This is a genomic window from Streptomyces sp. WG5, assembly GCF_049974565.1.
Lineage (GTDB): Bacteria > Actinomycetota > Actinomycetes > Streptomycetales > Streptomycetaceae > Streptomyces.
This window is the reverse complement of the sequence record NZ_JBNGGC010000019.1, coordinates 142447-166241: the sequence shown is the minus strand read 5'-3', so window position 1 is coordinate 166241 and position 23795 is coordinate 142447. Positions and strand designations below refer to the sequence as shown.

Here is a 23795-nt window from a genome sequence, read left to right as displayed (position 1 = left end):
CGAACCCGGAAGCTAAGCCTTACAGCGCCGATGGTACTGCAGGGGGGACCCTGTGGGAGAGTAGGACGCCGCCGAACTTCTCTTAGAGCTCTGGCTCTTGGGCACACAGCCCGAGAGCCAGAGCTTTTTTGCGTTGAGGTAAGGTCAGGGAGCATCATTGGCTCGTTTCACCCCAGGAGGCCCCCGCGTGGAGGTCCAGGAGACCCGCGTGCAGACCGACCGGGTCCTCACCATCCCGAACATCCTCAGCATGGCGCGCCTTGCCGGCGTGCCCCTCTTTTTGTGGCTGATCCTCAGGCCCGAGTTCGGCGGTCCGCAGAGCGACGGCTGGGCCCTGTTGGTGCTGGCCCTGAGCGGCGTCAGTGACTACCTGGACGGGAAGCTCGCGCGGCGCTGGAACCAGATCAGCAGCCTCGGCCGACTCCTGGACCCCGCCGCCGACCGGCTTTACATTCTGTCCACCCTGGTGGGCCTCACCTGGCGCGAGATTCTCCCGCTCTGGTTGACCCTTGTACTGCTTGCCCGCGAAGCCGTCCTGCTCGTGATGGTGGGCATCCTCCGGCGCCATGGCTATCCGCCACCGCAGGTGAACTTCCTGGGGAAGGCCGCCACCTTCAACCTCATGTACGCCTTCCCCCTGCTTCTGCTGAGCGACGGAAGCGGGTGGATCGCGTCACTCGCCGCCGTTTTCGGATGGGCGTTCGCCGGATGGGGTACAACCCTGTACTGGTGGGCAGGTGTTCTCTACGTGGTGCAGGTCCGCCGCTTGGTCCGTGCGGACACCATGGCCGACTGAACCCGCCGATTGCGAGGCCCCCGGCGGCCGGATGGCCCCCACTGCAAAAGTGCGGGACTCTGGACGGGTGAAGTCGGTCAATCCGTCGTCTCTTAGAGGAGGACGCTTCCGACATGAAGGCCGTCGTGATGGCTGGAGGCGAAGGCACACGCCTTCGTCCCATGACCTCAAGCATGCCCAAGCCGCTCCTGCCGGTGGCCAACCGGCCGATCATGGAGCACGTTCTGCGGCTGCTCAAAAGGCATGGGCTCAACGAGACCGTCGTCACCGTCCAGTTCCTGGCCTCCCTGGTCAAGAACTACTTCGGTGACGGCGAAGAGCTCGGAATGGAGCTCACCTATGCCAACGAGGAGAAGCCACTCGGTACCGCCGGGAGCGTCAAGAACGCCGAGGAGGCATTGAAGGACGATGCCTTCCTCGTCATCTCCGGCGATGCCCTGACCGACTTCGACCTCACCGACCTGATCAATTTCCACAAGGAAAAGGGCGCGCTCGTCACCGTATGCCTGACGCGCGTACCCAACCCGCTCGAATTCGGCATCACCATCGTCGACGAAGAGGGCAAGGTCGAACGCTTCCTGGAGAAGCCGACCTGGGGCCAGGTCTTCTCGGACACCGTGAACACCGGTATCTACGTCATGGAACCCGAGGTATTCGACTACGTCGACCCCGACGTGCCCGTGGACTGGTCCGGTGACGTCTTCCCGCAGCTGATGAAGGAAGGCAAGCCCGTCTACGGTTACATCGCCGAGGGCTACTGGGAGGACGTAGGCACCCACGAGAGCTACGTGAAGGCCCAGGCCGATGTGCTGGAGCGCAAGGTCGACGTCGACATCGACGGCTTCGAGATCTCGCCCGGCGTATGGGTGGCCGAGGGCGCCGAGGTGCACCCCGACGCCGTACTCCGCGGGCCCCTCTACATCGGCGACTACGCCAAGGTCGAGGCCGGCGCCGAAATCCGGGAACACACGGTCGTCGGATCCAACGTCGTCGTGAAGAGCGGCGCCTTCCTGCACAAGGCCGTCGTGGCCGACAACGTGTACGTCGGACCGCACAGCAACCTCCGAGGCTGCGTCGTCGGCAAGAACACCGACATCATGCGCGCCGCGCGGATCGAGGACGGCGCGGTCATCGGTGACGAGTGCCTGGTCGGTGAAGAATCGATCATCCAGGGCAACGTCCGGGTCTACCCGTTCAAGACCATCGAGGCCGGTGCCTTCGTCAACACCTCCGTCATCTGGGAGTCCCGGGGCCAGGCCCATCTCTTCGGCGCCCGCGGGGTGTCCGGCATCCTGAACGTGGAGATCACGCCGGAGCTGGCCGTACGGCTGGCAGGTGCCTACGCGACCACGTTGAAGAAGGGCTCCACCGTCACCACGGCCCGCGACCACTCCCGCGGTGCCCGCGCGCTGAAGCGGGCGGTGATCTCCGCCCTGCAGGCCAGCGCCATCGACGTACGGGACCTGGAGAACGTACCGCTGCCCGTGGCACGGCAGCAGACCGCACGGGGCAGCGCCGGCGGGATCATGATCCGGACCACGCCCGGGGTGCCGGACTCCGTGGACATCATGTTCTTCGACGGACAGGGTGCGGACCTGTCGCAGGGCAGCCAGCGGAAGCTGGACCGGGTGTTCGCACGACAGGAGTACCGGCGGGCTTTCCCGGGAGAGATCGGGGACCTGCACTTCCCGTCCAGCGTGTACGACTCGTACACCGGGTCGCTGCTGCGGAACGTCGACATCACGGGGATCGCCGATTCCGGGCTCAAGGTGGTCGTGGACGCGTCCAACGGCAGCTCGGGACTGGTTCTGCCCAGTCTGCTCGGGAAGCTGGGTGTCGACTCGCTGACCATCAATCCCGGCCTCGACGAGTCCAGGCCGACCGAGTCGGCCGACATGCGGCGCTCGGGTCTGGTGCGTCTCGGGGAGATCGTGGCGTCGTCGCGGGCGGCGTTCGGCGTGCGGTTCGACCCGGTCGGTGAGCGGCTGTCGCTGGTCGACGAGAAGGGCCGCATCATCGAGGACGACCGGGCGCTGCTGGTGATGCTCGACCTGATCGCGGCCGAGCGGCGCAGCGGGCGGGTGGCGCTGCCGGTGACGACCACCAGGATCGCCGAACAGGTGGCGGCCTACCACGGCACCCAGGTCGAGTGGACGACCACCTCTCCCGACGACCTGACACGCGTCGGCGGCGAGGAAGGGGCGATCTTCGGCGGTGACGGCAAGGGCGGCTTCATCGTCCCGGAGTTCAGCAGTGTCTACGACGGTACGGCGGCCTTCGTGCGGCTGATCGGGCTGGTCGCGCGGACGCAGCTCACGCTGAGCCAGATCGACGCGCGGATCCCGCGGGCGCATGTCCTCAAGCGTGATCTGGCCACTCCGTGGGCGGTCAAGGGACTGGTGATGCGGCGGGTCGTCGAAGCGGCCGGAAACCGCTTCGTGGACACCACGGACGGTGTGCGCGTGGTCGAGACCGACGGGCGGTGGGTGATGGTGCTGCCCGACCCCGCCGAGGCGGTCACGCATCTGTGGGCAGAGGGCCCCGACGACGCCTCGGCGCAGGCACTGCTCGACGAGTGGTCCGCGGTGGTGGACAGCGCGGGCCGGTAGGTCACACCGCACGCGTGCGTGCCGGACAGGTGTCCCCCCAGGGGGCCTGTCCGGCACGCCGGTGGGGCCGTTCGGAGGTAGTGGCCGAGGCGTGCGACGATGTGCGGCATGCCGCAGCAACCCCCCGTTCGGAGCACATTCACGCGGCCCGCGCGCCCGGACGCGTCCATGTCCTTGCTCACCAACGTCATGGACCACAGCCTCGACGACGGATACGCCGAGGCCGCCGCGCGGAAGAGGACCGAGGGCGCGGGCGGCATGCCCAAGACCCTCCGGGCCAAGCTCGGACTGGCCGCCGGCCTGGTGCTCGCCGCGCTGGTGGTGACGGTCGGCGCGGCCCAGGCGCGCGTCGCGGCCCCCGCCGTCGCCAAGGAACGCGAAGAGCTCATCGACCGCATCGAGGGGGAGACCTCCGCCGCCGACAAGCTCGAGGAGAGCGTCGACGAGTTGCGGGCGGACGTGAGCGCGCGACAGCGCGAGGCGCTCGAGAAGAACGGCGACCGTGGCCGGTCCGACCTGATGGGCGTCCTGTCGGGCGCGGTCGCGGTACACGGCCCGGGTGTGAAACTCGTGGTGGACGACGCCAAGGACGCGAGCGCGGGCGGTGACGGGCAGCCGCGCGGCACCTCCGGGTTCTCCGACACGGGCCGGGTGCGTGACCGGGACATGCAGCGCGTCGTCAACGGGCTGTGGGAGTCGGGCGCCGAGGCGGTCTCCATCAACGGACAGCGCCTGACAGCACTCTCGGCGATCAGAGCCGCCGGTGACGCGATACTGGTCGACAACAGGCCGCTGGTGCCGCCGTACACGGTGCTCGCGGTCGGGGACGGCGAGCGGCTCAGTACCCGCTTCCAGGACAGTGCCGACGGGCTGTACCTGCATGCCCTGCAGGAGAACTACGGCATCCGGACGGCCGTCTCCGCGGTGGACGACCTCAAGCTGCCGGCCGCAACAAGTGTGATCGTACGTACAGCACAGCCGATAACCGAGAAGGGCACATCGTGATCGCCGTACTGGGCCTCGTCGTGGGAGTCGTGGCCGGCCTCTTGGTCCGGCCCGAGGTGCCGGCGGCCGTCGAGCCTTACCTGCCGATCGCCGTCGTGGCGGCGCTCGACGCCGTGTTCGGCGGCCTGCGGGCCATGCTCGACGGCATCTTCGACGACAAGGTCTTCGTGGTGTCGTTCCTGTCGAACGTGGTCGTGGCCGCACTGATCGTGTTCCTGGGCGACAAGTTGGGTGTCGGGGCCCAGCTGTCCACCGGTGTGGTGGTCGTCCTCGGCATCCGCATCTTCTCCAACGCCGCGGCGATCCGACGCCACGTCTTCCGGGCGTGAGGCCGATGAGCGACCACGACGAGCAGACCGCGAACAGGCTGCGCAAGGAGCTGCCCGACGAGGTGCCGCCGTCGGCGGACCCCCCGTCCGGGAAGCCGCCGGAGCGGGAGGCCGGGCCGCAGCCCGGGCTGACCGGTAGGCAGCGGCTCGTCAAGGGACTGTGGCCGCCGCGCCTCACCCGGGCCCAACTCATCGTCGCCCTGCTCCTGTTCGGCCTCGGTTTCGGCCTGGCTGTCCAGGTGGCGTCGAACAGCGAGGGCGACAGCGCGCTGCGTGGCGCCCGGCAGGAAGATCTGGTCCGCATCCTCGATGAACTGGACGACCGGACTCAGCGTCTTGAAGACGAGAAGCAGGGCCTCGAGAAGCAGCGCGACGAGCTGGAGAACAGCTCCGACCAGGCAGAGGAGGCCCGGAGGCAGACGCTCGAGAAGGAGCGGCAACTGGGCATCCTCGCGGGCACCGTGGCCGCGCAGGGGCCCGGCATCACCGTGACGATCGAGGACACGAAGGGAGCGGTCGAAGCGGACATGCTGCTCGACGCGATCCAGGAGCTGCGCGCGGCGGGCGCGGAGGCGATCCAGGTGAACGGTGTGCGGGTCGTCGCCGGCACGTACCTCACGGATTCCGACAAGTCCGTGAGCGTCGACGGGAACAAGATCAACGCGCCCTATCGTTTTCAGGTCATCGGCAAGCCGCAGGACCTCGAACCGGCTCTCAACATTCCTGGAGGCGTGGTGCAGACTCTGGAGAAGGAACAGGCCACCGTTACTGTTGAGCGGTCCGGCAAGATCGTCGTGGACGCCTTGCGAGTGGCGAAGCGGCCTGACTACGCTCGGTCGTCCTCCGAGTGAACCGGCGGTGCATGGGCGGCGTCCGGCGAGGGCATGAGGTTGCGGGGGGTCGGCGCACCGATTGGGTGGTGCGTGGTGGAAACTGTCTGGTGGAGACGGACGTTGTGAAGGTGTCCGGGTCGGCCAGTACGTTCAGTCAGGGTTCGTCCTGCCCCACGGGCGGGTCTGTTTCGGTCAAGGGGAATCGCCCGTGAAGTTGTTTGCGAAGTTGTTCGGCAAGAGCGCGCGAGAGGGCAGCGACAACGCGACCGCCCGCCATCGCGCACAGCCTGACGCAGAGGGTCGGCGTCCGATGTACCGGGACCAGGTGGCTGGTCCGGGCGGTGACACGCCGGGTGGTTACGGCGCGCCGTCTGTTGACCCTGCACAGTCCAGCGGCATAGGTTTCGGGCAACCGTCGACCTCAGGTACGGGTGGAGGGTTCGGCCCCGGTCCGTACGGGGCGAACGTTCCGGCGGGCCAGCCGCGGCAGGAGGATCCGTCCATGTCGGCCCTGGTGTGTACGAGGTGCGGCAACCGCAACGCGGAGAACAGCCGCTTCTGCTCCAACTGCGGGGCACCGCTGCGGGCCGGGGCGGTTCCGGAGCGTGCGTCCGAGACGACCTCCACGATCTCCATCTCCGGCCTGGAAGCGTACGACGCGGAGGTCACCGGCCAGACGGCGATGCCGGCGCTCTCTCCCGAGGCGCAGGCGGCCGTCGACGCCCTGCCGCTCGGGTCGGCGCTCCTCGTCGTGCGCCGTGGTCCGAACTCCGGCAGCCGCTTCCTGCTCGATGGCGAGCTGACCACCGCCGGACGTCATCCGCAGAGCGACATCTTCCTGGACGACGTGACGGTCTCGCGCCGCCACGTGGAGTTCCGCCGCAGTCCGGACGGCTCGTTCACGGTGGCCGACGTCGGCAGCCTGAACGGCACGTACGTCAACCGCGAGCGAATCGACCAGGTCGCCCTGTCGAACGGTGACGAGGTGCAGATCGGCAAGTACCGGCTGGTCTTCTACGCGAGCCAGCGGGGCTACTGACCGCCCCCGGGCATCCGCCCGGGGAACCTCCAGGGAAGGTCCATGCTTCGAACACCGAGCGGCGGTGCCGGGAACGGCGCCGCCGCCACGGACAGTGGGCTGATGAGCATCGGCACGGTGCTGAACGCACTGCGTGACGAGTTCCCCGACGTCACCATCTCCAAGATCCGTTTCCTGGAGTCGGAGGGCCTCGTGGAGCCGCGGCGGACCCCTGCCGGGTACCGCAAGTTCAGCGCCCACGACGTCGAGCGCCTCGGCCAGGTGCTGCGCATGCAGCGGGACCACTACCTGCCGCTGAAGGTGATCCGCGAGCACCTGGACGCCATGGAACGCGGTGAGGCCGTGCCGCTGCCGACGCTGACCCGACAGCGGGACGGGGAGTCCGTGCCGGAGATCGCCGAGGGACCCGTGGCGGCCCGGATCGGGCGGGAGGAGCTGCTCGCCGCGGCCGGAATCGGCGAGCAGGAGCTGCAGGAGTGGGAGTCGTACGGGCTTCTCGCCCCGCTGCCCGACGGGGGGTACGACGCCGAGGTGGTCACCGTGGCGTCGCTGGTGGTCCAGCTGGGGAAGTTCGGGATCGAGCCGCGGCACCTGCGGGTGATGAAGGCCGCCGCGGACCGGGAGGCCGGGCTCGTGGACCAGGTGGTGGCGCCGCTGAAGCGCCACCGCAACCCCCAGACCAGAGCACACGCGGAAGCCCGCACCAAGGAGCTGGCGGGGCTTGCGGTGAAGCTGCACGCGGCACTGGTGCAGTCCGCCCTCGGCGTGCGGCTGCCCTGAAGCCGGCCTGCTCGGGAACCCGTAACGCGCACCCGATCCCGGCCCGACTACCCAAATGTCCCGGGCACGGCCTAGGGTTGCTGTGTGAACGAGCTCGATGTCGTAGGTGTCCGGGTCGAGATGCCCTCCAACCAGCCGATCGTGCTGCTGCGCGAGGTGGGAGGCGACCGCTACCTCCCCATCTGGATCGGGCCGGGGGAGGCGACGGCGATCGCCTTCGCCCAGCAGGGCATGGCCCCCGCACGCCCGCTGACCCACGACCTGTTCAAGGACGTGCTGGAAGCCGTCGGCCAGGAGCTCACCGAAGTGCGCATCACCGACCTGCGGGACGGGGTCTTCTACGCCGAGCTGGTCTTCGCGAGCGGGGTCGAGGTGAGTGCCAGGCCGTCCGACGCCATAGCGCTGGCCCTGCGCACCGGAACACCGATCTTCGGCAGCGACACGGTGCTCGACGACGCCGGTATCGCCATCCCGGACGAGCAGGAGGACGAGGTCGAGAAGTTCCGCGAGTTCCTCGACCAGATCTCGCCCGAGGACTTCGGGACCAGCAACCAGTGAGGCGCGAGGGCCGAGGCGTTCCAGGGCGCCCGTAAGGCCCTCCTCCGGGCACATTCGGCTAGCCTTTCCCCGCGGTGGGGCACGCGAAACCACTCGTAGGGTGATTATCACTCGGCGTGCCGAGTGTGGCGATCGTTGACGCACCCGTGGTGACTGCCTACCGTCGAGGAGGCAGGTCAAGGACGGAGGTCGGCGTGAGAATCAGCGGCGACGGTACGGCTGGGGGTGGCCCCGGGCACAGCCTTGGGGCAAGCGGTCCGTACCCTCCCCCGAAATCTCGGCTCCGCGCGGGCGGGGGGTATCCCCACCACGGTGGCGCGGCCGAGGGCGTTCCGCAGCGACCGGCTGCCGTGCCGAGCAGCGGAGGGGCGACGTCCATGGCGTCCGAGCAGATCGGCTATCGCGGCCCGACGGCCTGCGCGGCCGCCGGTATCACCTACCGGCAGCTCGACTACTGGGCTCGCACGGGCCTCGTCGAGCCCTCCGTGCGGCCCGCACACGGGTCCGGGACGCAGCGTCTGTACAGCTTCCGCGACGTGGTCGTGCTGAAGATCGTCAAGCGCTTCCTCGACACCGGGGTGTCACTGCAGAACATCCGCACCGCCGTCCAGCATCTCAGGGAACGCGGCTTTCGTGACCTGGAGCGGATGACGCTGATGAGCGACGGCGCCACGGTCTACGAGTGCACCTCGCCCGACGAGGTGCACGCCCTGCTCCAGGGCGGGCAGGGCATCTTCGGCATCGCCGTCGGCGTGGTGTGGCGGGACGTCGAGAGCGCGCTGTCCCAGCTGCACGGGGAGCGGATCGACACGGGGGAGACCCTGGTCGGGCACAATCCGGCGGACGAGCTGGCGCGGCGGCGCAACCGGGCGGTCTGACACCGCCCCACGCGGGCGGGGTACGGGCAGCCGGGCGGGGCGTTGTCAGTGGCGTAGGGCAGCATCGGAGATGTGAGAACCGCGCCCACGATCCTGCATCTCGACATGGATGCCTTCTTCGCCTCGGTGGAGCAGGCGTCCAAGCCGAGTCTGCGCGGGAAGGCCGTGGTCGTGGGCGGCCTCGGCCCACGAGGTGTGGTCGCCACCTGCTCGTACGAGGCGAGGGTCTTCGGCGTGCACTCGGCGATGCCCATGGGCCAGGCCCGGCGGCTGGCACCCAACGCCGCGTACCTCGTCCCGCGCTTCGAGCTCTACCGGTCGATCAGCGAGCAGGTGATGCGGCTGCTGCGTGCGCTGTCGCCACTGGTCGAGCCGCTGAGCCTGGACGAGGCCTTCGTGGACCTGGAGGCCGGCGGGACGGCCTGGGACGCGGAGTCGGCCCGGCTGGCCGGCGCGAAGCTGCGCACGGACATCCGCACCGTCACCGGCCTCACCGGATCCGTGGGGCTCGCCGCCTCCAAGATGCTCGCCAAGATCGCCTCGGAGGAAGCCAAACCCGACGGGTTGGTACTGATCCCGCCGGGGACCGAGCGGGCGATGCTGGAGCCGATGACGGTGCGGACGCTGCCCGGTGTGGGACCGGCCACGGGAGACCACCTGCGGCGGGCCGGGATCACCACGGTCGGTGAGATCGCCGAGGCGGGGGAGGACGAGCTCGTGCGCCTGCTGGGGAAGGCGCACGGGCATGCCCTGTACGCCATGGCCCTGGCCCGTGACGAGCGGCCCGTGGTGGCCGAGCGGGAGACGAAGTCGGTGTCCGTCGAGGACACCTACGACGTGGACATCCACGACCGGTTGCGGGTCGGTGTGGAAGTCGGGCGGCTGGCCGACCGGTGCGTACGGCGGCTGCGCGCTTCCGGGCTGTCCGGGCGGACCGTCGTGCTCAAGGTGCGCAGGTACGACTTCTCCACGCTGACGCGCTCCGAGACCTTCCGGGGGCCCACGGACGATCCGGGAGTGGTGCGGGAGGCCGCGGCCCGGCTGCTGGACTCGGTGGACACCACGGGCGGCGTGCGGCTGCTCGGGGTCGGCGTCAGCGGGCTCGCCGACTACACGCAGGAGGACCTCTTCGCGCAGGCGGCGGGGGACCGGGCCGACGAGCCCGCCGAGGAACCCGATCCGGAGCCCGCCGCGGAGCACCGGCCGGCCCCCGCCGAGCGCCGGTGGCCGGCGGGGCACGACGTGCGGCACACGGAGTACGGGCACGGGTGGGTGCAGGGCAGCGGACTGGGGAGGGTCACCGTGCGGTTCGAGACGCCCTACTCGGGGACCGGCCGGGTACGGACCTTCCCGGTGGACGACCCGGACCTGACACCGGCGGATCCGCTGCCGCTGGTCGCGCCCGTGCCGCGAAGACCCGGGGCGTCAGGGCCGGCGGGCGCGGAGGACGGCCCGGACCTCGCTGCGGGCACCGACGCGCAGACCGGCCCGACGGGGTCCGCGCATCCTGCCGCCGGCCAGGGCCTGACGTGACGTGACGGCGTCTGAGCGGCACCGGCGAGGGGAGCCCGGGGGACCCGGCCGGAAGAGGGAAGGGAAGACGGAGGAGGGCGTCGGCGAGCGACGTCCGGGCCGGTGCGATGCTCCTGATGTCCTGCGGGCTGCGGACAAGGCGGTCGGAGCCCGTGTCTGCGCCATGGTCCTGCGGACCGGCCCGGGCGGGCGGCAGACCGCGGTGGGGCCGGGCCGTCAGCTCTCCTCCTTGCCTTGGCCCGCCAGCCTTCCGAAGTCGTGGTCGGGGAGCGGGGGAGGAGCGGCGACGTCGAGACCGTAGTGGTGGTAGAGCTGGAGTTCCTGTTCCGGCGAGAGATGGCGGCCGACGCCGAAGTCGGGAGCCTCCTTGATCAGAGCCCGGTCGAAGGGCACGCGCAGGGTGCCCTCGACCAGCTCGCTCGGCTCCAGGGGCACGAAGGCGTCCCTGCTGAACAGGCCGGTGCGTATGGCGGCCCACTCGGGGACCCCGGTGGCGTCGTCGAGATAGACCTCGTCGACAGTGCCGATCCGGGTGCCGTTGCAGTCGAACGCCTTGCGGCCGATCAGATTGCGCGGGTCGATGTCGGTACGCACGGGGCCCTCCATTGGGTCGCACTGGGCTCGTACACCAGCCGCCGAATCATCCGTAAGTACTACAAAAGAGCACATGTGGCCGGTCGGCCACTCGAAGTCCGTGCGGTGACCTCGCTGGTACGCTGGCAAACGGCTGCTGACCCCGTGCGGGAGAGTCCTCCGGTCCCCACCGGAGGCGCCGAAGGAGCAAATCCTCCCCGGAATCTCTCAGGCTCACGTACCGCACGGACGAGGTCACTCTGGAAAGCAGGGCGGAGTCAACGGCTTCCGCCCTCACCGACGGTGAAAGCCGGGAGAGCCCTCGGGCCCCCGGTGAAGCTCTCAGGTCGAGATGACAGAGGGGGAGGCCGTCCGGGTACCCGCGCCGTGGTGCCCCTCGAAGGTCGTCAGACCAGGAGGCCTCCGCAATGACCGCCCCTCGCACTCCGCTCTCCGAGCTCGAACAGGCAGCGCCGTTCGAGCAGCGCCACATCGGCCCCGACCATGAGGCCCGGGCCAAGATGCTCGCGCAGGTCGGCTACGGTTCGCTCGACGAGCTGACGGCCGCAGCAGTGCCGGATGTGATCAAGAACGCCGACGCGCTGGACCTGCCCGGAGCGCGCTCCGAGGCCGAGGTGCTGGCCGAGCTGCGCTCCCTGGCCGACCGCAACCAGGTCCTCGACTCCATGATCGGCCTCGGTTACCACGGCACCTTCACCCCGCCGGTCATCCTGCGCAACGTCATGGAGAACCCGGCCTGGTACACCGCGTACACGCCTTACCAGCCGGAGATCTCCCAGGGACGGCTCGAGGCCCTGCTGAACTTCCAGACCATGGTGGCCGAGCTCACCGGCCTGCCGACCTCCGGTGCCTCGCTGCTCGACGAGGGCACCGCCGCCGCCGAGGCCATGGCGCTCTCCCGGCGCATGGGCAAGAACAAGAAGGGCCTCTTCCTGGTCGACGCGGACGCCCTTCCGCAGACCATCGCCGTGATACGGACCCGCGCCGAGCCGACCGGCGTCGAGGTCGTCGTCGCCGACCTCGGCGAGGGCATCCCGGCCGAGGTCGCGGAGCGGGAGATCAACGGCGTCCTGATCCAGTACCCGGGTGCCTCCGGTGCCGTGCGCGACATCAAGCCGGTGATCGACCGGGCGCACGAGCTCGGCGCGCTCGTCACCGTCGCCGCCGACCTGCTCGCCCTCACCCTGCTCACCTCGCCCGGCGAGCTGGGTGCGGACATCGCCATCGGCACGACGCAGCGCTTCGGCGTGCCGATGGGCTTCGGCGGACCGCACGCCGGCTACATGGCCGTGCACGAGAAGTTCGCGCGCAGCCTGCCCGGCCGTCTCGTCGGCGTCTCCGTGGACGCCGACGGCAACAAGGCGTACCGCCTCGCCCTGCAGACCCGCGAGCAGCACATCCGCCGTGAGAAGGCCACCAGCAACATCTGCACCGCGCAGGTGCTGCTCGCCGTCATGGCCGGCATGTACGCCGTGTACCACGGGCCGGAGGGGCTGCGGGCCATCGCGCGCCGCACCCACCGGTACGCCACGGTCATCGCCGCCGGGCTCGCGGCCGGCGGCGTCGAGATCGTGCACGGCGCCTACTTCGACACGGTCACCACGCGGGTGCCCGGCCGGGCCGCCGAGGTCGTCCACGCCGCCCGCGAGAACGGCATCAACCTGCGCCTCGTCGACGCCGACCACGTGTCGTTCGCCTGCGACGAGACCACCACGCGCGCCCAGGCCGGCGGCGTGTGGAACGCCTTCGGCGTCGATGGCGACATCGAGGCGCTGGACGCGGCGGCCGAGGAGACGCTGCCCGAGGCCCGGCTGCGCACCGACGACTTCCTGTCCCACCCCGTCTTCCACCAGTACCGCTCCGAGACGGCCATGCTGCGCTACCTGCGCCGCCTCGCCGACCGTGACTACGCGCTGGACCGCGGCATGATCCCGCTGGGCTCCTGCACCATGAAGCTCAACGCGACCACCGAGATGGAGCCGGTGACGTGGCCGGAGTTCGGTGCCCTGCACCCCTTCGCGCCGGCCGAGCAGGCGCAGGGCTACCTCACGCTCATCCGTGAGCTGGAGGAGCGGCTCGCCGAGGTCACCGGGTACGACAAGGTCTCGCTCCAGCCGAACGCCGGGTCGCAGGGCGAGTTCGCCGGCCTGCTCGCCGTACGCGCCTACCACCGCGCCAACGGCGACGAGCAGCGCACCGTCTGCCTCATCCCGTCCTCCGCGCACGGCACCAACGCCGCCAGCGCGGTCATGGCCGGCATGAAGGTCGTCGTCGTCAAGACCGCCGAGGACGGCGAGATCGACGTCGAGGACCTGCGCGCCAAGATCGAGAAGCACCGCGACGAGCTGTCCGTGCTGATGATCACGTACCCCTCCACACACGGCGTCTTCGAGGAGCACGTCGCCGACATCTGCGCCCAGGTCCACGACGCCGGCGGCCAGGTCTACGTGGACGGCGCCAACCTCAACGCCCTGGTCGGCCTCGCCAAGCCCGGCCACTTCGGCGGTGACGTCTCGCACCTGAACCTGCACAAGACGTTCTGCATCCCGCACGGCGGCGGCGGTCCCGGCGTCGGCCCCGTGGCCGTACGGTCGCACCTGGCGCCGTACCTGCCCAACCACCCGCTGCAGCCCGCGGCCGGTCCGCAGACGGGCGTCGGTCCGATCTCGGCGGCGCCGTGGGGCTCGGCCGGCATCCTGCCGATCTCGTGGTCGTACGTCCGGCTGATGGGCGGCGAGGGGCTCAAGCGGGCCACGCAGGTGGCCGTGCTGTCCGCCAACTACATCGCCAAGCGCCTGGAGCCGCACTTCCCGGTGCTGTACACCGGCCCGGACGGGCTGGTCGCGCACGAGTGCATCATCGACCTGCGCCCGCTGACCAAGGCGACCGGCGTGAGCGTCGACGACGTCGCCAAGCGGCTGATCGACTACGGCTTCCACGCGCCGACGATGTCGTTCCCGGTGGCCGGCACGCTGATGATCGAGCCGACCGAGTCCGAGGACCTCGCCGAGCTGGACCGGTTCTGCGAGGCGATGATCGCCATCCGCGCGGAGATCGAGAAGGTCGGCTCCGGCGCCTGGTCCGCGGAGGACAACCCGCTGCGGGGCGCCCCGCACACCGCCGGTGCGCTGGGCGGAGACTGGGACCACGCGTACACGCGTGAGGAGGCCGTCTTCCCGGCCGGGGTGACCGCCGCCGACAAGTACTGGCCGCCGGTGCGCCGCATCGACCAGGCCTACGGTGACCGGAACCTCGTCTGCTCCTGCCCGCCGCTGGACGCGTACGAGGACTGAGCCCGCCCGTACGGGAGAGGCTCCGTGCAGGTCCGGTCCCGGGCCGCACGGAGCCTCTCGCCGTGTCTCACACGGTCGTGAGCGACACCTCCGTCGACTTGACCAGCGCGACCACGGGGACCCCCACGGACAGGCCCAGGTCGTCGGCGGCCTCCTTGGTGATCACCGCGGTCAGTTCGGCGCCCTCCACGGCGACCCGCACGGAGGCCATCGCGTCGCCGGTGGTGAGTGCGGTGACCGTGCCGGGCAGCCGGTTGCGGATGGACAGGCCCTCGACACGGCCGGTCGCCACCGACACCTCCGTCGCCTTCACCAGGGCGCGGACGGCGGTGCCCGCGGCGAGGGAGAGGTCCTCGGCGGCCTCCCGGGTGATCGCCGCGGTGAGGTCCTGGCCGCCCACGAGGCGGACCCGGACCGTCGCCATGGCCTCGCCCGGGGTGACGGCGGTGACGGTGCCGGGGAGCTGGTTGCGGATGCTCAGGCTCATGGAGGCACCGTAGCCCGGCGGAGGAGCTATGCCGGGTATGCGTGGGTCTGCGTCGCCTTGACCGTCGCCCACACCGGCGCGCCCGGGTGGAGGCCGAGCTCGGCCGCGGCGACCGTGGTGAGGTCGGCGGCGAGCGGGAGTCCGCCGGTGAGGTCCACGCGGATCTGGTCGCCGTGGGTCTCCAGGCCCGCGACCTCGCAGCGCCACAGGTTGCGGGCGCTGGAGCCGGTGGGGCGTTGCCCGTACAGGGTCACGGCGCCCGGTGGGAACGCCACGAAGACCGGCCCGGAGAGGTCCTCGGTGGTGGTGATGACGGGACCGGCGTCGAGCCGCACGGTGTGGCCGTCGGCCCGGCCGCGGTACAGGTTCAGGCCGACCAACCGGGCGATGTAGTCCGTGCGGGGCCGGCGGGCGATGTCGGCGGGGCCGCCCTGCTGGACGACCCTGCCCTGCTCGACGACGACGAGCCGGTCGGCGAGCACCATGGCGTCCAGCGGGTCGTGGGTGACGAGCACGGCGACGGCCTCGAACTCGGTCAGGTGGCGGCGGAGCTGGGCGCGGACCTCCAGGCGGGTCCGGGCGTCCAGTGCCGCGAGGGGCTCGTCCAGGAGCAGCAGCCGGGGGTTGGTGGCCAGGGCGCGGGCGAGTGCGACGCGCTGGGCCTGGCCGCCGGAGAGGCGGCGTGGTTTGGCCCCCGCGTGGCCGGCGAGACCCATGCGGTCCAGCCAAACGGCGGCCTGCGCCCGGGCCTCGGCCTTGCTGGCGCCCCGGCAGCGCGGCCCGAATGCCACGTTGTCGAGCGCGGTCAGGTGGGGGAAGAGCAGGTAGTCCTGGAAGACCACGCCGACCGGGCGGGACTCGGGCGGCGTGCGGTCCAGAGCGGCACCGTCGAGGCAGAGGTGACCGTCGGTGAGCGGGGCCAGGCCGGCGAGCGCGCGCAGGGCGGTGGTCTTGCCGGCGCCGTTGGGACCGAGCAGGGCGACGACGTCGCCGGGCGCGGCGGTCAGCGCGACGTCCAGGTGGAAGGTGCCGCGGTCCACGACGAGGCGGGCGTCGAGGCCGGCGCCCGGGGTGCGTCCGCCGGTGGGTTCCGTTGTGGTGGCCGGTTCGTCGGTGCCGGTCATGATGCCCTCATCCAGCGGTCCCGGAGCCCGGCCAATACGGCGATGGAGACGACCAGCAGCACCAGGCTGAGGGCGATCGCCGCCGCCGGGTCGTTCTGCAGGGCGAGATACACCGCCAGCGGCATGGTCTGGGTGCGGCCCGGGAAGTTGCCCGCGAACGTGATCGTCGCCCCGAACTCGCCCAGCGCCCGTGCCCACGCCAGGACGGCCCCCGCCGCGACGCCCGGCGCGATCAGCGGCAACGTGACCCGGCGGAACGCCGTGAAGCGCGACGCGCCCAGCGTCGTGGCGGCCTCCTCGAAGCGCGGGTCGGCGGCGCGCAGGGTGCCCTCCACGCTGATCACCAGGAACGGCATCGCCACGAACGTCTCCGCGAGGATCACACCCGTCGTCGTGAACGGCAGCGTGATCCCGAACCACGCGTCCAGCCACCGCCCGACGACGCCGTTGCGCCCGAACGCCAGCAGGAGCGCCACGCCGCCCACCACCGGGGGCAGCACCAGGGGCAGCGTCACCAGGGCGCGCACGAAGCCCCGGCCGGGGAACTCCGTGCGGGCCAGCAGCCAGGCCAGCGGCACACCGACGACCAGGCTCAGCGCGGTCGCCGACGTGGCGCACAGCAGCGACAGCCGCAGGGCCTGCCACACCTCCGGGCTGGTCAGCTGGTCGGGCAGGCCGCTCCACGGCGCCCGTACCAGCAGGGCGATCAGCGGCAGCAGCAGGAACGCCAGGCCGACGAGGGCGGGTACCAGCAGGGGGACCGGCACCGTGCGGGCGCCGGTCCCGGGCACGTGGCGCTTCTTCACGGCGTGGCGCTTCTTCACGGCGTGCGGAACCCGGCCCCGGTCAGCACCCGCCGGCCCTCGGCTGACTTCACCATGTCGATGAACGCCTTCGCCGCGCGGGCGTTGGGAGCCTCCTCGAGGAGGGCGATCGGGTAGTCGTTGACGGCCTCGGCCGACTCGGGGAAGTCCACGCCCGTCACCTTGTCGCCGGCCGCCCTCACATCGGTCCGGTAGACGACGGCGGCGTCGGCCTCCTTCAGTTCGACCTTGGTCAGGGCGGCCTTGACGTCCTGCTCGTACGAGACGGGGGTGAGCTCCAGGCCGGCGGCCGCCAGCGCCTGCCGGGTCGCGGCGCCGCACGGCACGGACGTGTCGCACAGCACGACCTTGAGGCCGGGCCCGGTGAGGTCCTCGAGGGAGGAGATCCTGTCCGGGTTGCCCGGCAGGGTGGCGATCTCCAGTTGGTTGCGCACGAAGGTGGTCGGGGCGCCGGCCGTGGCCCCGGCGTCGGTGACGGTGGCCATCGTCCTCGGACTGGCGGAGGCGAACACGTCCGCCGGGGCGCCGCTGGTGATACTGGCGGCGAGGGTGTCGCTGCCGGCGAAGTTGAAGGTGACCTCGGTGCCCGGGTGCTGCTTCTCGAACGTCTCGCCGAGCGCCGTGAAACTCTCCTTGAGCGAGGCGGCGGCGAAGACGGTGACCTGGCCGGAGACCTTGGAGGACGACGAGGAGCCGGCGGAGCCCGGACCCGTGTCCGAGCCGGAGGACGACGAGCACGCGCTCAGGGCCAGCAGCGCGGCGGCGGCCGGGAGGGGCGCCCGCAGGGTCCGTCGGATGCGGCGGGTCCTGCGCACGGATCGGGTCGTCACGGGCCACTCCCTCTGCGTTGGCGGGCGGGATTCCGACGGGGTCGGCGGTCGGGCTGGACGGCGGCCGAACCCGGTGACCTCCCCATGACGCCGATCATACTTCCGCATCTGCGAGGGATAAGTCTCCTGTCGTATCGCATAAGCGAGGCGTGTTCGAGGAAAGGCTGGCATGTGCGTTTGTACGGGTGTGAGGCGGGGCGGCGGGTCACGTCCTGTCGATATGTACGTTCGTCGACTTCACTCGGGCGGTGGCCTCCACGCCGACCTCCAGGCCGAGTTCCTCCACCGCCTCCCGGGTCAGCAGGGAGACGAGGCGGTGCGGTCCCGCCTGGATCTCGACCTGGGCGGCGACGTCGCCGAGCTTGATCGCGGTCACGATCCCCGGGAAGGCGTTGCGGGCCGAGGTGTACGGGGTCTCCTCATCGGCGCCGCCGGAACGGGCGAGGGCCACCGAGAACGCGGCCAGGTCGCGCCCGTCGACGAGCCGCCGTCCGCCCTCGTCGCGGTGGGTGGTGAGCCGGCCCGCGTCGGCCCAGCGGCGGGCGGTGTCCGGGCTGACGCCGAGCAGCCGTGCCGCCTGGCCGATCGTGTAGGACTGCATGCCGGTCACGATAGGCCGCGGCAAGGGGACGGTGGACGTGGGGTCGGCGGGCGGGACTCGGCACTCCGCTGCCCCGCCCGGGACGCCGTAAGAGATCTGTCAAAGCGGCACAGAGCACCGTATGGGACCCGTCAACGGTGGTCGTATCCGGTCGGACGAGGGGTTTTGCTCGGAGCGTCCTAGTCACATCCGAACCTCACTCCAGGAGCTCACGATGGCCGATCCGGCCTTCGTCGTCACCACGATCGCGGTCTTCGCGCTGGTGGCTCTCGCCGCCAAGGGGGTGACGAAGCTGTGACCGCCGAGAACGTCGTCGGCCTGCTCGTGGCCGTCGCCCTGCTGGGCTATCTCGTCCTCGCCCTGATCTTCCCGGAGAGGTTCTGAGAGTCACATGGGTCCCGTCACCGCCGGCGTGCTCCAAGTGCCGGCCCTCATCGGCGCGCTGGCGATCGCGCACGCGCCCCTGGGCACCTACATGGCCCGGGTCTACTCCTCTCCCCGGCACCTGCGGGTCGAGAAGTGGATCTACAAGGGCATCGGTGCCGATCCGGAGACGGAGATGGGCTGGACCGCGTATCTGCGCGGCGTGCTCGCCTTCTCGTTCGCCGGCGTCCTCTTCCTCTACCTGCTCCAGCGCGTCCAGGGCGTCCTGCCGGGCTCGCTCGGCTTCGACTCCGTGGAGCCGGCGCAGGCCTTCAACACCGCCGCGTCCTTCGTGGCCAACACCAACTGGCAGTCGTACTACGGCGAGCAGACGATGGGCCATGTCGTGCAGACCGCCGGCCTGGCCGTGCAGAACTTCGTCTCCGCGGCCGTCGGCATGGCGGTCGCCGTCGCCCTCGTCCGGGGCTTCGCGCGCGCCCGCACCGGGGAGCTGGGCAACTTCTGGTCGGACCTGGTGCGCGGGGTCACGCGGGTGCTGGTGCCGCTCGCCGTCGTCGGCGCGCTCGTGCTGGTCGCCTGCGGGGTGATCCAGAACTTCTCCGGTATCCACGAGGTCGGTCAGTTCATGGGCGGCCCGCAGCAGTGGAACGGCGGCGCCGTCGCCTCGCAGGAGGTCATCAAGGAACTGGGCACCAACGGCGGTGGCTACTTCAACGCCAACAGTGCGCACCCGTTCGAGAACCCGACGCCGTTCACGAACCTGTTCGAGATCTTCCTGATCCTGCTCATCCCGGTCTCCCTGACCCGGACCTTCGGCGTCATGGTCGGCTCGGCGCGCCAGGGCTACGCGATTCTCGCGACCATGGCCGCCATCTGGGCCGGCTTCGTCGCCCTGATGATGTGGACCGAGTTCGCCCACCACGAGGGCGCGCTGCAGATCGCCGGCGGCGCCATGGAGGGCAAGGAACTGCGCTTCGGGGTCGGCGGCTCGTCGATCTTCGCGGTGACCACCACGCTCACCTCCACCGGCGCCGTCGACTCCTTCCACTCGTCGTACACCGGGTTCGGCGGCGGCATCACGATGCTGGGCATGATGCTGGGCGAGATCGCGCCCGGCGGTGTCGGATCCGGGCTCTACGGCATGCTGGTCATGGCGGTCATCGCGGTCTTCATCGCAGGGCTCATGGTCGGGCGAACGCCCGAGTACCTCGGTAAGAAGATCGGCCCCCGCGAGATCAAGCTGGCGGCCGTCCACATCCTGATCACTCCGGCGCTGGTGCTGGTGTTCACCTCGCTGTCGATGGCCCTGCCGACCCCGCCGGACTCGATGCTCAACCCCGGCGCCCACGGCTTCTCCGAGGTCCTGTACGCCTTCACCTCCGCCGCGAACAACAACGGCTCGGCCTTCGCCGGCCTGAACGCGAACACCGACTGGTTCAACACCACGACCGGGCTCGCGATGCTGCTCGGCCGCTTCCTCCCCATGGTGTTCGTCCTGGCCCTGGCGGGCTCGCTGGCCGGGCAGCAGCCGGTGCCGGCCACCGCGGGCACCCTGCGCACCGAGAAGCCGTTGTTCACCGGCCTGCTGGTCGGCGCGATCCTGATCATCGCCGGTCTCACCTACTTCCCGGCGCTGGCCCTGGGGCCGCTGGCCGAAGGGCTGGCGTGATGACCCGTTCCGTGCAGAGGGCTCGGGGCCAGAAGACCCACAGCCCGAAGAACCGCAGCCCAAAGACCCACAGCCAAGAGGCCCGGAGCCAAGAGGCCCGGAGCCAAGAGGCCCGTATACGGAAGCACGAGGACTCCATGTCCACAGCCACCGGGAACCGGGCGCCGCACAGCGACCTACCCACCGGCCGGGCGTCCGCCGAGGGCCGGGCCGGCGCCGGGCTCTTCACGCCCGCGCAACTGGTCGCCTCGCTGCCCGAGGCGTTCCGCAAGCTCGATCCGCGGGCGGTGGTCAAGTCGCCCGTGATGTTCGTGGTGTGGATCGGCTCCGTGCTGACCACCGTCTTCTCCTTCACGGACCCGGGGGACTGGTTCGGGTGGACCGTCAGCGCCTGGCTCTGGCTGACCGTGTTCTTCGCCAACCTGGCGGAGGCCGTCGCCGAAGGCCGTGGCAAGGCGCAGGCGGACACGCTCCGCAAGGCCAGGACCGACACGGTCGCCCGCCGGGTCGACGGGAGTACCGTTCCCGGCACCGAGTTGCGCGTCGGCGACCTGGTGGTGTGCGAGGCCGGTGACGTCATCCCCGGGGACGGCGACGTCGTCGAAGGCGTCGCCTCGGTCGACGAGTCGGCCATCACCGGCGAGTCGGCGCCCGTCATCCGGGAGTCGGGCGGCGACCGCAGTGCCGTGACCGGCGGGACGAAGGTCCTCTCCGACCGCGTCGTCGTGCGGATCACCACCAAGCCGGGCGAGACCTTCATCGACCGGATGATCCACCTGGTCGAGGGCGCGGCACGGCAGAAGACGCCGAACGAGATCGCGCTGAACGTCCTGCTGGTCTCGCTGACCATCGTCTTCCTGCTGGCCTGCGCCACGCTGACGCCCTTCGCCGACTACGCGGGCACACGGCTGACGCTGGTCGTGCTGGTGGCACTGCTGGTCTGCCTGATCCCGACCACCATCGGCGCCCTGCTCTCCGCGATCGGCATCGCGGGCATGGACCGCCTGGTCCAGCGCAACGTCCTGGCCGTGTCGGGCCGCGCCGTCGAGGCAGCCGGGGACGTCTCCACGCTGCTGCTGGACAAGACCGGCACGATCACGCTGGGCAACCGGCGGGCGGCGGAGTTCGTGCCGGTGCGCGGCACGACGCAGGCCCAGGTCGCGGACGCCGCGCAGCTCTCCTCGCTGGCCGACGAGACGCCCGAGGGCCGTTCGGTCGTCGTCCTCGCCAAGGAGAGGTACGGGCTGCGTGAGCGGCATCAGGGCGAGCTGACCGGCGCCGAATGGATCACGTTCACCGCACAGACCCGCATGTCCGGCGTCGACGTCGACGGCCGGAGGATCCGCAAGGGCGCGGCCGGGTCGGTGATGGCCTGGGTGCGCGAGTGCGGCGGCGAGGTCGCCGAGGAGACGGAGCGGCTGGCCGACGGCATCTCCGCGGCGGGCGGTACTCCCCTGCTGGTCGCCGTGGAGGACGGCGACGGTGCCCGCGTCCTCGGGGTGATCCATCTGAAGGATGTCGTCAAGCAGGGCATGCGGGAGCGGTTCGAGGAGCTGCGGCGCATGGGCATCAAGACCGTCATGATCACGGGCGACAACCCGCTGACGGCCAGGGCGATCGCCGACGAGGCGGGTGTCGACGACTTCCTCGCGGAGGCCACGCCCGAGGACAAGATGGCCCTGATCAAGCGTGAGCAGGCGGGCGGCAAGCTCGTCGCGATGACCGGCGACGGCACCAACGACGCGCCCGCGCTCGCGCAGGCCGATGTCGGGGTGGCGATGAACACCGGCACGTCGGCCGCCAAGGAGGCCGGCAACATGGTCGACCTCGACTCCGACCCGACCAAGCTCATCGAGATCGTCGAGATCGGCAAGCAGCTCCTCATCACCCGGGGCGCGCTCACCACGTTCTCCATCGCCAACGACGTCGCCAAGTACTTCGCGATCATCCCGGCGCTGTTCGCGGCGGTCTACCCCGGCCTGGACAAGCTCAACATCATGCGCCTGTCCTCGCCGGACTCCGCGATCCTGTCGGCGGTCGTCTTCAACGCACTGATCATCGTGGCGCTGGTGCCGCTCGCCCTGCGCGGCGTGCGGTACAGGCCGATGGGCGCGGACCGGATGCTCCGGCGCAACCTCGCGGTCTACGGAATCGGAGGGCTGATCTCCCCCTTCATCGGCATAAAGATCATCGACGTGCTCCTGTCCCTCATCCCCGGAATCGGTTGACCGCCATGAACAACTCGGTATCGAACACCGCCCGGCTGCTCGGGGCCGGCCTGCGCGCCCTCCTCGTGCTGACCCTGGTGACCGGCGTCCTCTACCCCCTGGTGGTCACGGGCGTCGCCCAGGCCCTGTTCCACGACAAGGCGAACGGCTCGCAGGTCTCGGCGGACGGCCGCGTCGTGGGCTCCTCGCTGATCGGGCAGGCGTACCACCTGCCGCTGAAGCCGGGTCAGGAGACCCCGGAACCGGACCTGAAGTGGTTCCAGGGCCGCCCCGCCAACGGACTGGGGGAGAACACCGTCAACACCGGGTACCGGCTCATCCTGTCCGGCGCCACCAACCTGGCCGCCGACAACCCGGAACTCGTCGCGCAGGTGAGGGCGGCGCAGGCCGCCGTCATCAAGGACAACTCGGTGCCCGGTCACACCGTCGAGCGGTCGGACGTCCCCGCCGACGCGGTGACCTCCTCCGGTTCGGGGCTGGACCCGCACATCTCCCCGCGCTACGCCGGCCTGCAGGTTGCCCGGGTCGCCCGGGAGAACGGCCTGCCCGTCGCGGAGGTACGGGGGCTCGTCGACCGGCACACCGAGGGCCGCACCCTCGGCTTCATCGGCGAGCCGCGGGTGAACGTCCTCGAACTGAACATCGCCCTCGAGGGGCTCATGAAGAAGAGCTGAGCGGGACCGCCCGCACCGTACGGCGCGGTACGGGCGGGCGGGAGCCGACGGCACGGGGACGTTCCGGGTGCCGCCGGCTCCCGTACCGCGCGGCACGGCCGCCGTACGCGCATGCCTCGGTATGTCCGCGTGCCTGTCGAGTTGTCCGCACGCCCGTGTGCCCTACGGCCGCGACCGCCGCGTCAGGGGCGCCGCAGCGGGCGGCGCCGTGCTCGAGCGGACACGAGTTCCGTGCCGGGCCATGACCGTGAGGCACGGTGAGCCGCGGGGAGTGACCGGCGCCGGACACGCGTCGGGGCCGGTCGCAGAGGTGTCTGCGGGCCGGCCCCGTGGTTCACCGGGCGCAGTGGTGACACGCCGCCCGGCCTGTGCTCAGGCGGCGGTCGTCAGGCCCGCTCCGACGGGGCGGTGCGGGGCGATGGCCCGGCCGTCCGGCAGGAGCTCGCCGGTGTCCTCGAAGAGGACCACACCGTTGCACAGCAGGCTCCAGCCCTGTTCCGGGTGGTGCGCCACGAGGCGGGCGGATTCCCGGTCGGCGGAGTCGGCTGAGGGGCACGGTGGCTGGTGCTGACACATGAGTGGGGTCTCTCGGTCTGTTGTTGCGGGCGCGTTCGCTGTCTTGGCTGTCTTGCGGCGTGAAGCGTCGTTCATGGCCGCCCCCCGTTGTCTTGGTCGGTGCTGACCCAGTGTTGCCCCACGGGCGTCGATCCGCAGGTATTTCGCAGTA

General features: G+C 70.7%; 23 protein-coding genes, 1 rRNA gene and 1 riboswitch. Of the genes, 17 read left to right on the top strand and 7 right to left on the bottom strand.

The window, feature by feature from the left end; translation table 11 throughout:
* The 11 genes from rrf to ACP4IX_RS21780 all read left to right on the top strand — a co-directional run.
* Window positions 1–77 (top strand): 5S ribosomal RNA (rrf, locus tag ACP4IX_RS21830); the annotation flags it as partial.
* Window positions 78–187: 110 nt separating this feature from the next.
* Window positions 188–796, top strand: coding sequence for a CDP-alcohol phosphatidyltransferase family protein (locus tag ACP4IX_RS21825; RefSeq protein ID WP_239770181.1), 609 nt, complete (start codon window positions 188–190; stop codon window positions 794–796).
* Window positions 797–909: 113 nt separating this feature from the next.
* Entirely contained in the window at window positions 910–3405 is a 2496-nt protein-coding gene (locus ACP4IX_RS21820; RefSeq protein WP_426522108.1) for a sugar phosphate nucleotidyltransferase, read from the top strand.
* Window positions 3406–3504: 99 nt separating this feature from the next.
* Window positions 3505–4410: a DUF881 domain-containing protein gene (locus ACP4IX_RS21815; RefSeq protein ID WP_426522109.1), complete on the top strand. Its 906-nt coding sequence runs from the start codon at window positions 3505–3507 to the stop codon at window positions 4408–4410.
* Entirely contained in the window at window positions 4407–4739 is a 333-nt protein-coding gene (locus ACP4IX_RS21810) for a small basic family protein (protein WP_003977440.1), read from the top strand. Before ACP4IX_RS21815 ends, ACP4IX_RS21810 begins: the two co-directional genes overlap by 4 nt.
* Window positions 4740–4744: 5 nt before the next feature.
* The gene (locus ACP4IX_RS21805) at window positions 4745–5590 is read left to right on the top strand and encodes a DUF881 domain-containing protein (RefSeq protein ID WP_426522110.1); all 846 of its coding nucleotides are present in this window, start codon (window positions 4745–4747) and stop codon (window positions 5588–5590) included.
* Between the two features lie 61 nt (window positions 5591–5651).
* Complete coding sequence (locus tag ACP4IX_RS21800; protein WP_426522111.1) at window positions 5652–6611, top strand: FHA domain-containing protein; 960 nt, start codon at window positions 5652–5654, stop codon at window positions 6609–6611.
* Window positions 6612–6653: 42 nt separating this feature from the next.
* Window positions 6654–7391 (top strand): MerR family transcriptional regulator, encoded by a 738-nt coding sequence (locus tag ACP4IX_RS21795; protein ID WP_426522112.1) that lies wholly within the window; start codon window positions 6654–6656, stop codon window positions 7389–7391.
* Between the two features lie 84 nt (window positions 7392–7475).
* On the top strand, window positions 7476–7949 hold the full coding sequence (locus ACP4IX_RS21790; RefSeq protein ID WP_426522113.1) for a bifunctional nuclease family protein: 474 nt from the start codon (window positions 7476–7478) through the stop codon (window positions 7947–7949).
* 194 nt (window positions 7950–8143) lie between these two features.
* Window positions 8144–8827, top strand: coding sequence for a MerR family transcriptional regulator (locus tag ACP4IX_RS21785; RefSeq protein ID WP_426522114.1), 684 nt, complete (start codon window positions 8144–8146; stop codon window positions 8825–8827).
* A 72-nt stretch (window positions 8828–8899) separates the two neighbouring features.
* Window positions 8900–10360, top strand: a complete 1461-nt coding sequence (locus ACP4IX_RS21780) for a DNA polymerase IV (protein WP_426556426.1) — start codon at window positions 8900–8902, stop codon at window positions 10358–10360.
* A gap of 216 nt (window positions 10361–10576) precedes the next feature.
* Here ACP4IX_RS21780 and ACP4IX_RS21775 read toward each other — a convergent pair whose 3' ends face one another.
* Window positions 10577–10954 carry a PRC-barrel domain-containing protein gene (locus tag ACP4IX_RS21775; protein ID WP_426522116.1) on the bottom strand — a complete coding sequence of 126 codons (378 nt, stop codon included), beginning with the start codon at window positions 10952–10954 and terminating at the stop codon, window positions 10577–10579.
* Between the two features lie 137 nt (window positions 10955–11091).
* Window positions 11092–11187: riboswitch (glycine riboswitch) on the top strand.
* A gap of 174 nt (window positions 11188–11361) precedes the next feature.
* On the opposite strand from ACP4IX_RS21775, the gene gcvP reads away from it, so the two are divergent.
* On the top strand, window positions 11362–14247 hold the full coding sequence (gene gcvP, locus ACP4IX_RS21770; RefSeq protein WP_426556425.1) for an aminomethyl-transferring glycine dehydrogenase: 2886 nt from the start codon (window positions 11362–11364) through the stop codon (window positions 14245–14247).
* 67 nt (window positions 14248–14314) lie between these two features.
* On the opposite strand, the gene ACP4IX_RS21765 is transcribed toward gcvP, so the two are convergent.
* The 5 genes from ACP4IX_RS21765 to ACP4IX_RS21745 all read right to left on the bottom strand — a co-directional run bounded on the left by ACP4IX_RS21765 (window position 14315) and on the right by ACP4IX_RS21745 (window position 18113).
* The gene (locus ACP4IX_RS21765; RefSeq protein WP_426522118.1) at window positions 14315–14734 is read right to left on the bottom strand and encodes a TOBE domain-containing protein; all 420 of its coding nucleotides are present in this window, start codon (window positions 14732–14734) and stop codon (window positions 14315–14317) included.
* A gap of 26 nt (window positions 14735–14760) precedes the next feature.
* On the bottom strand, window positions 14761–15858 hold the full coding sequence (locus tag ACP4IX_RS21760) for an ABC transporter ATP-binding protein (protein WP_426522119.1): 1098 nt from the start codon (window positions 15856–15858) through the stop codon (window positions 14761–14763).
* Window positions 15855–16664, bottom strand: coding sequence for an ABC transporter permease (locus ACP4IX_RS21755; protein ID WP_426522120.1), 810 nt, complete (start codon window positions 16662–16664; stop codon window positions 15855–15857). Before ACP4IX_RS21755 ends, ACP4IX_RS21760 begins: the two co-directional genes overlap by 4 nt.
* 14 nt (window positions 16665–16678) lie before the next feature.
* Window positions 16679–17512, bottom strand: coding sequence for a molybdate ABC transporter substrate-binding protein (gene modA / locus ACP4IX_RS21750; protein ID WP_426556424.1), 834 nt, complete (start codon window positions 17510–17512; stop codon window positions 16679–16681).
* Between the two features lie 205 nt (window positions 17513–17717).
* Entirely contained in the window at window positions 17718–18113 is a 396-nt protein-coding gene (locus ACP4IX_RS21745) for a TOBE domain-containing protein (RefSeq protein WP_426522122.1), read from the bottom strand.
* Window positions 18114–18234: 121 nt separating this feature from the next.
* Between ACP4IX_RS21745 and ACP4IX_RS21740 the strand changes: the two genes are divergently transcribed.
* The 5 genes from ACP4IX_RS21740 to ACP4IX_RS21720 all read left to right on the top strand — a co-directional run bounded on the left by ACP4IX_RS21740 (window position 18235) and on the right by ACP4IX_RS21720 (window position 23068).
* On the top strand, window positions 18235–18411 hold the full coding sequence (locus ACP4IX_RS21740) for a hypothetical protein (RefSeq protein WP_426556423.1): 177 nt from the start codon (window positions 18235–18237) through the stop codon (window positions 18409–18411).
* Entirely contained in the window at window positions 18408–18497 is a 90-nt protein-coding gene (kdpF, locus tag ACP4IX_RS21735; protein ID WP_361808272.1) for a K(+)-transporting ATPase subunit F, read from the top strand. Before ACP4IX_RS21740 ends, kdpF begins: the two co-directional genes overlap by 4 nt.
* A 7-nt stretch (window positions 18498–18504) precedes the next feature.
* Complete coding sequence (gene kdpA, locus ACP4IX_RS21730; protein WP_426556422.1) at window positions 18505–20166, top strand: potassium-transporting ATPase subunit KdpA; 1662 nt, start codon at window positions 18505–18507, stop codon at window positions 20164–20166.
* 137 nt (window positions 20167–20303) lie between these two features.
* On the top strand, window positions 20304–22394 hold the full coding sequence (gene kdpB / locus ACP4IX_RS21725; RefSeq protein WP_426556421.1) for a potassium-transporting ATPase subunit KdpB: 2091 nt from the start codon (window positions 20304–20306) through the stop codon (window positions 22392–22394).
* A gap of 5 nt (window positions 22395–22399) precedes the next feature.
* Window positions 22400–23068, top strand: a complete 669-nt coding sequence (locus ACP4IX_RS21720) for a potassium-transporting ATPase subunit C (protein WP_426522126.1) — start codon at window positions 22400–22402, stop codon at window positions 23066–23068.
* Between the two features lie 372 nt (window positions 23069–23440).
* Here the strand turns inward: ACP4IX_RS21720 and ACP4IX_RS21715 are convergent, their stop codons facing one another.
* Window positions 23441–23644, bottom strand: coding sequence for a DUF5999 family protein (locus ACP4IX_RS21715; protein WP_107477630.1), 204 nt, complete (start codon window positions 23642–23644; stop codon window positions 23441–23443).
* Window positions 23645–23795: the final 151 nt, after the last annotated feature.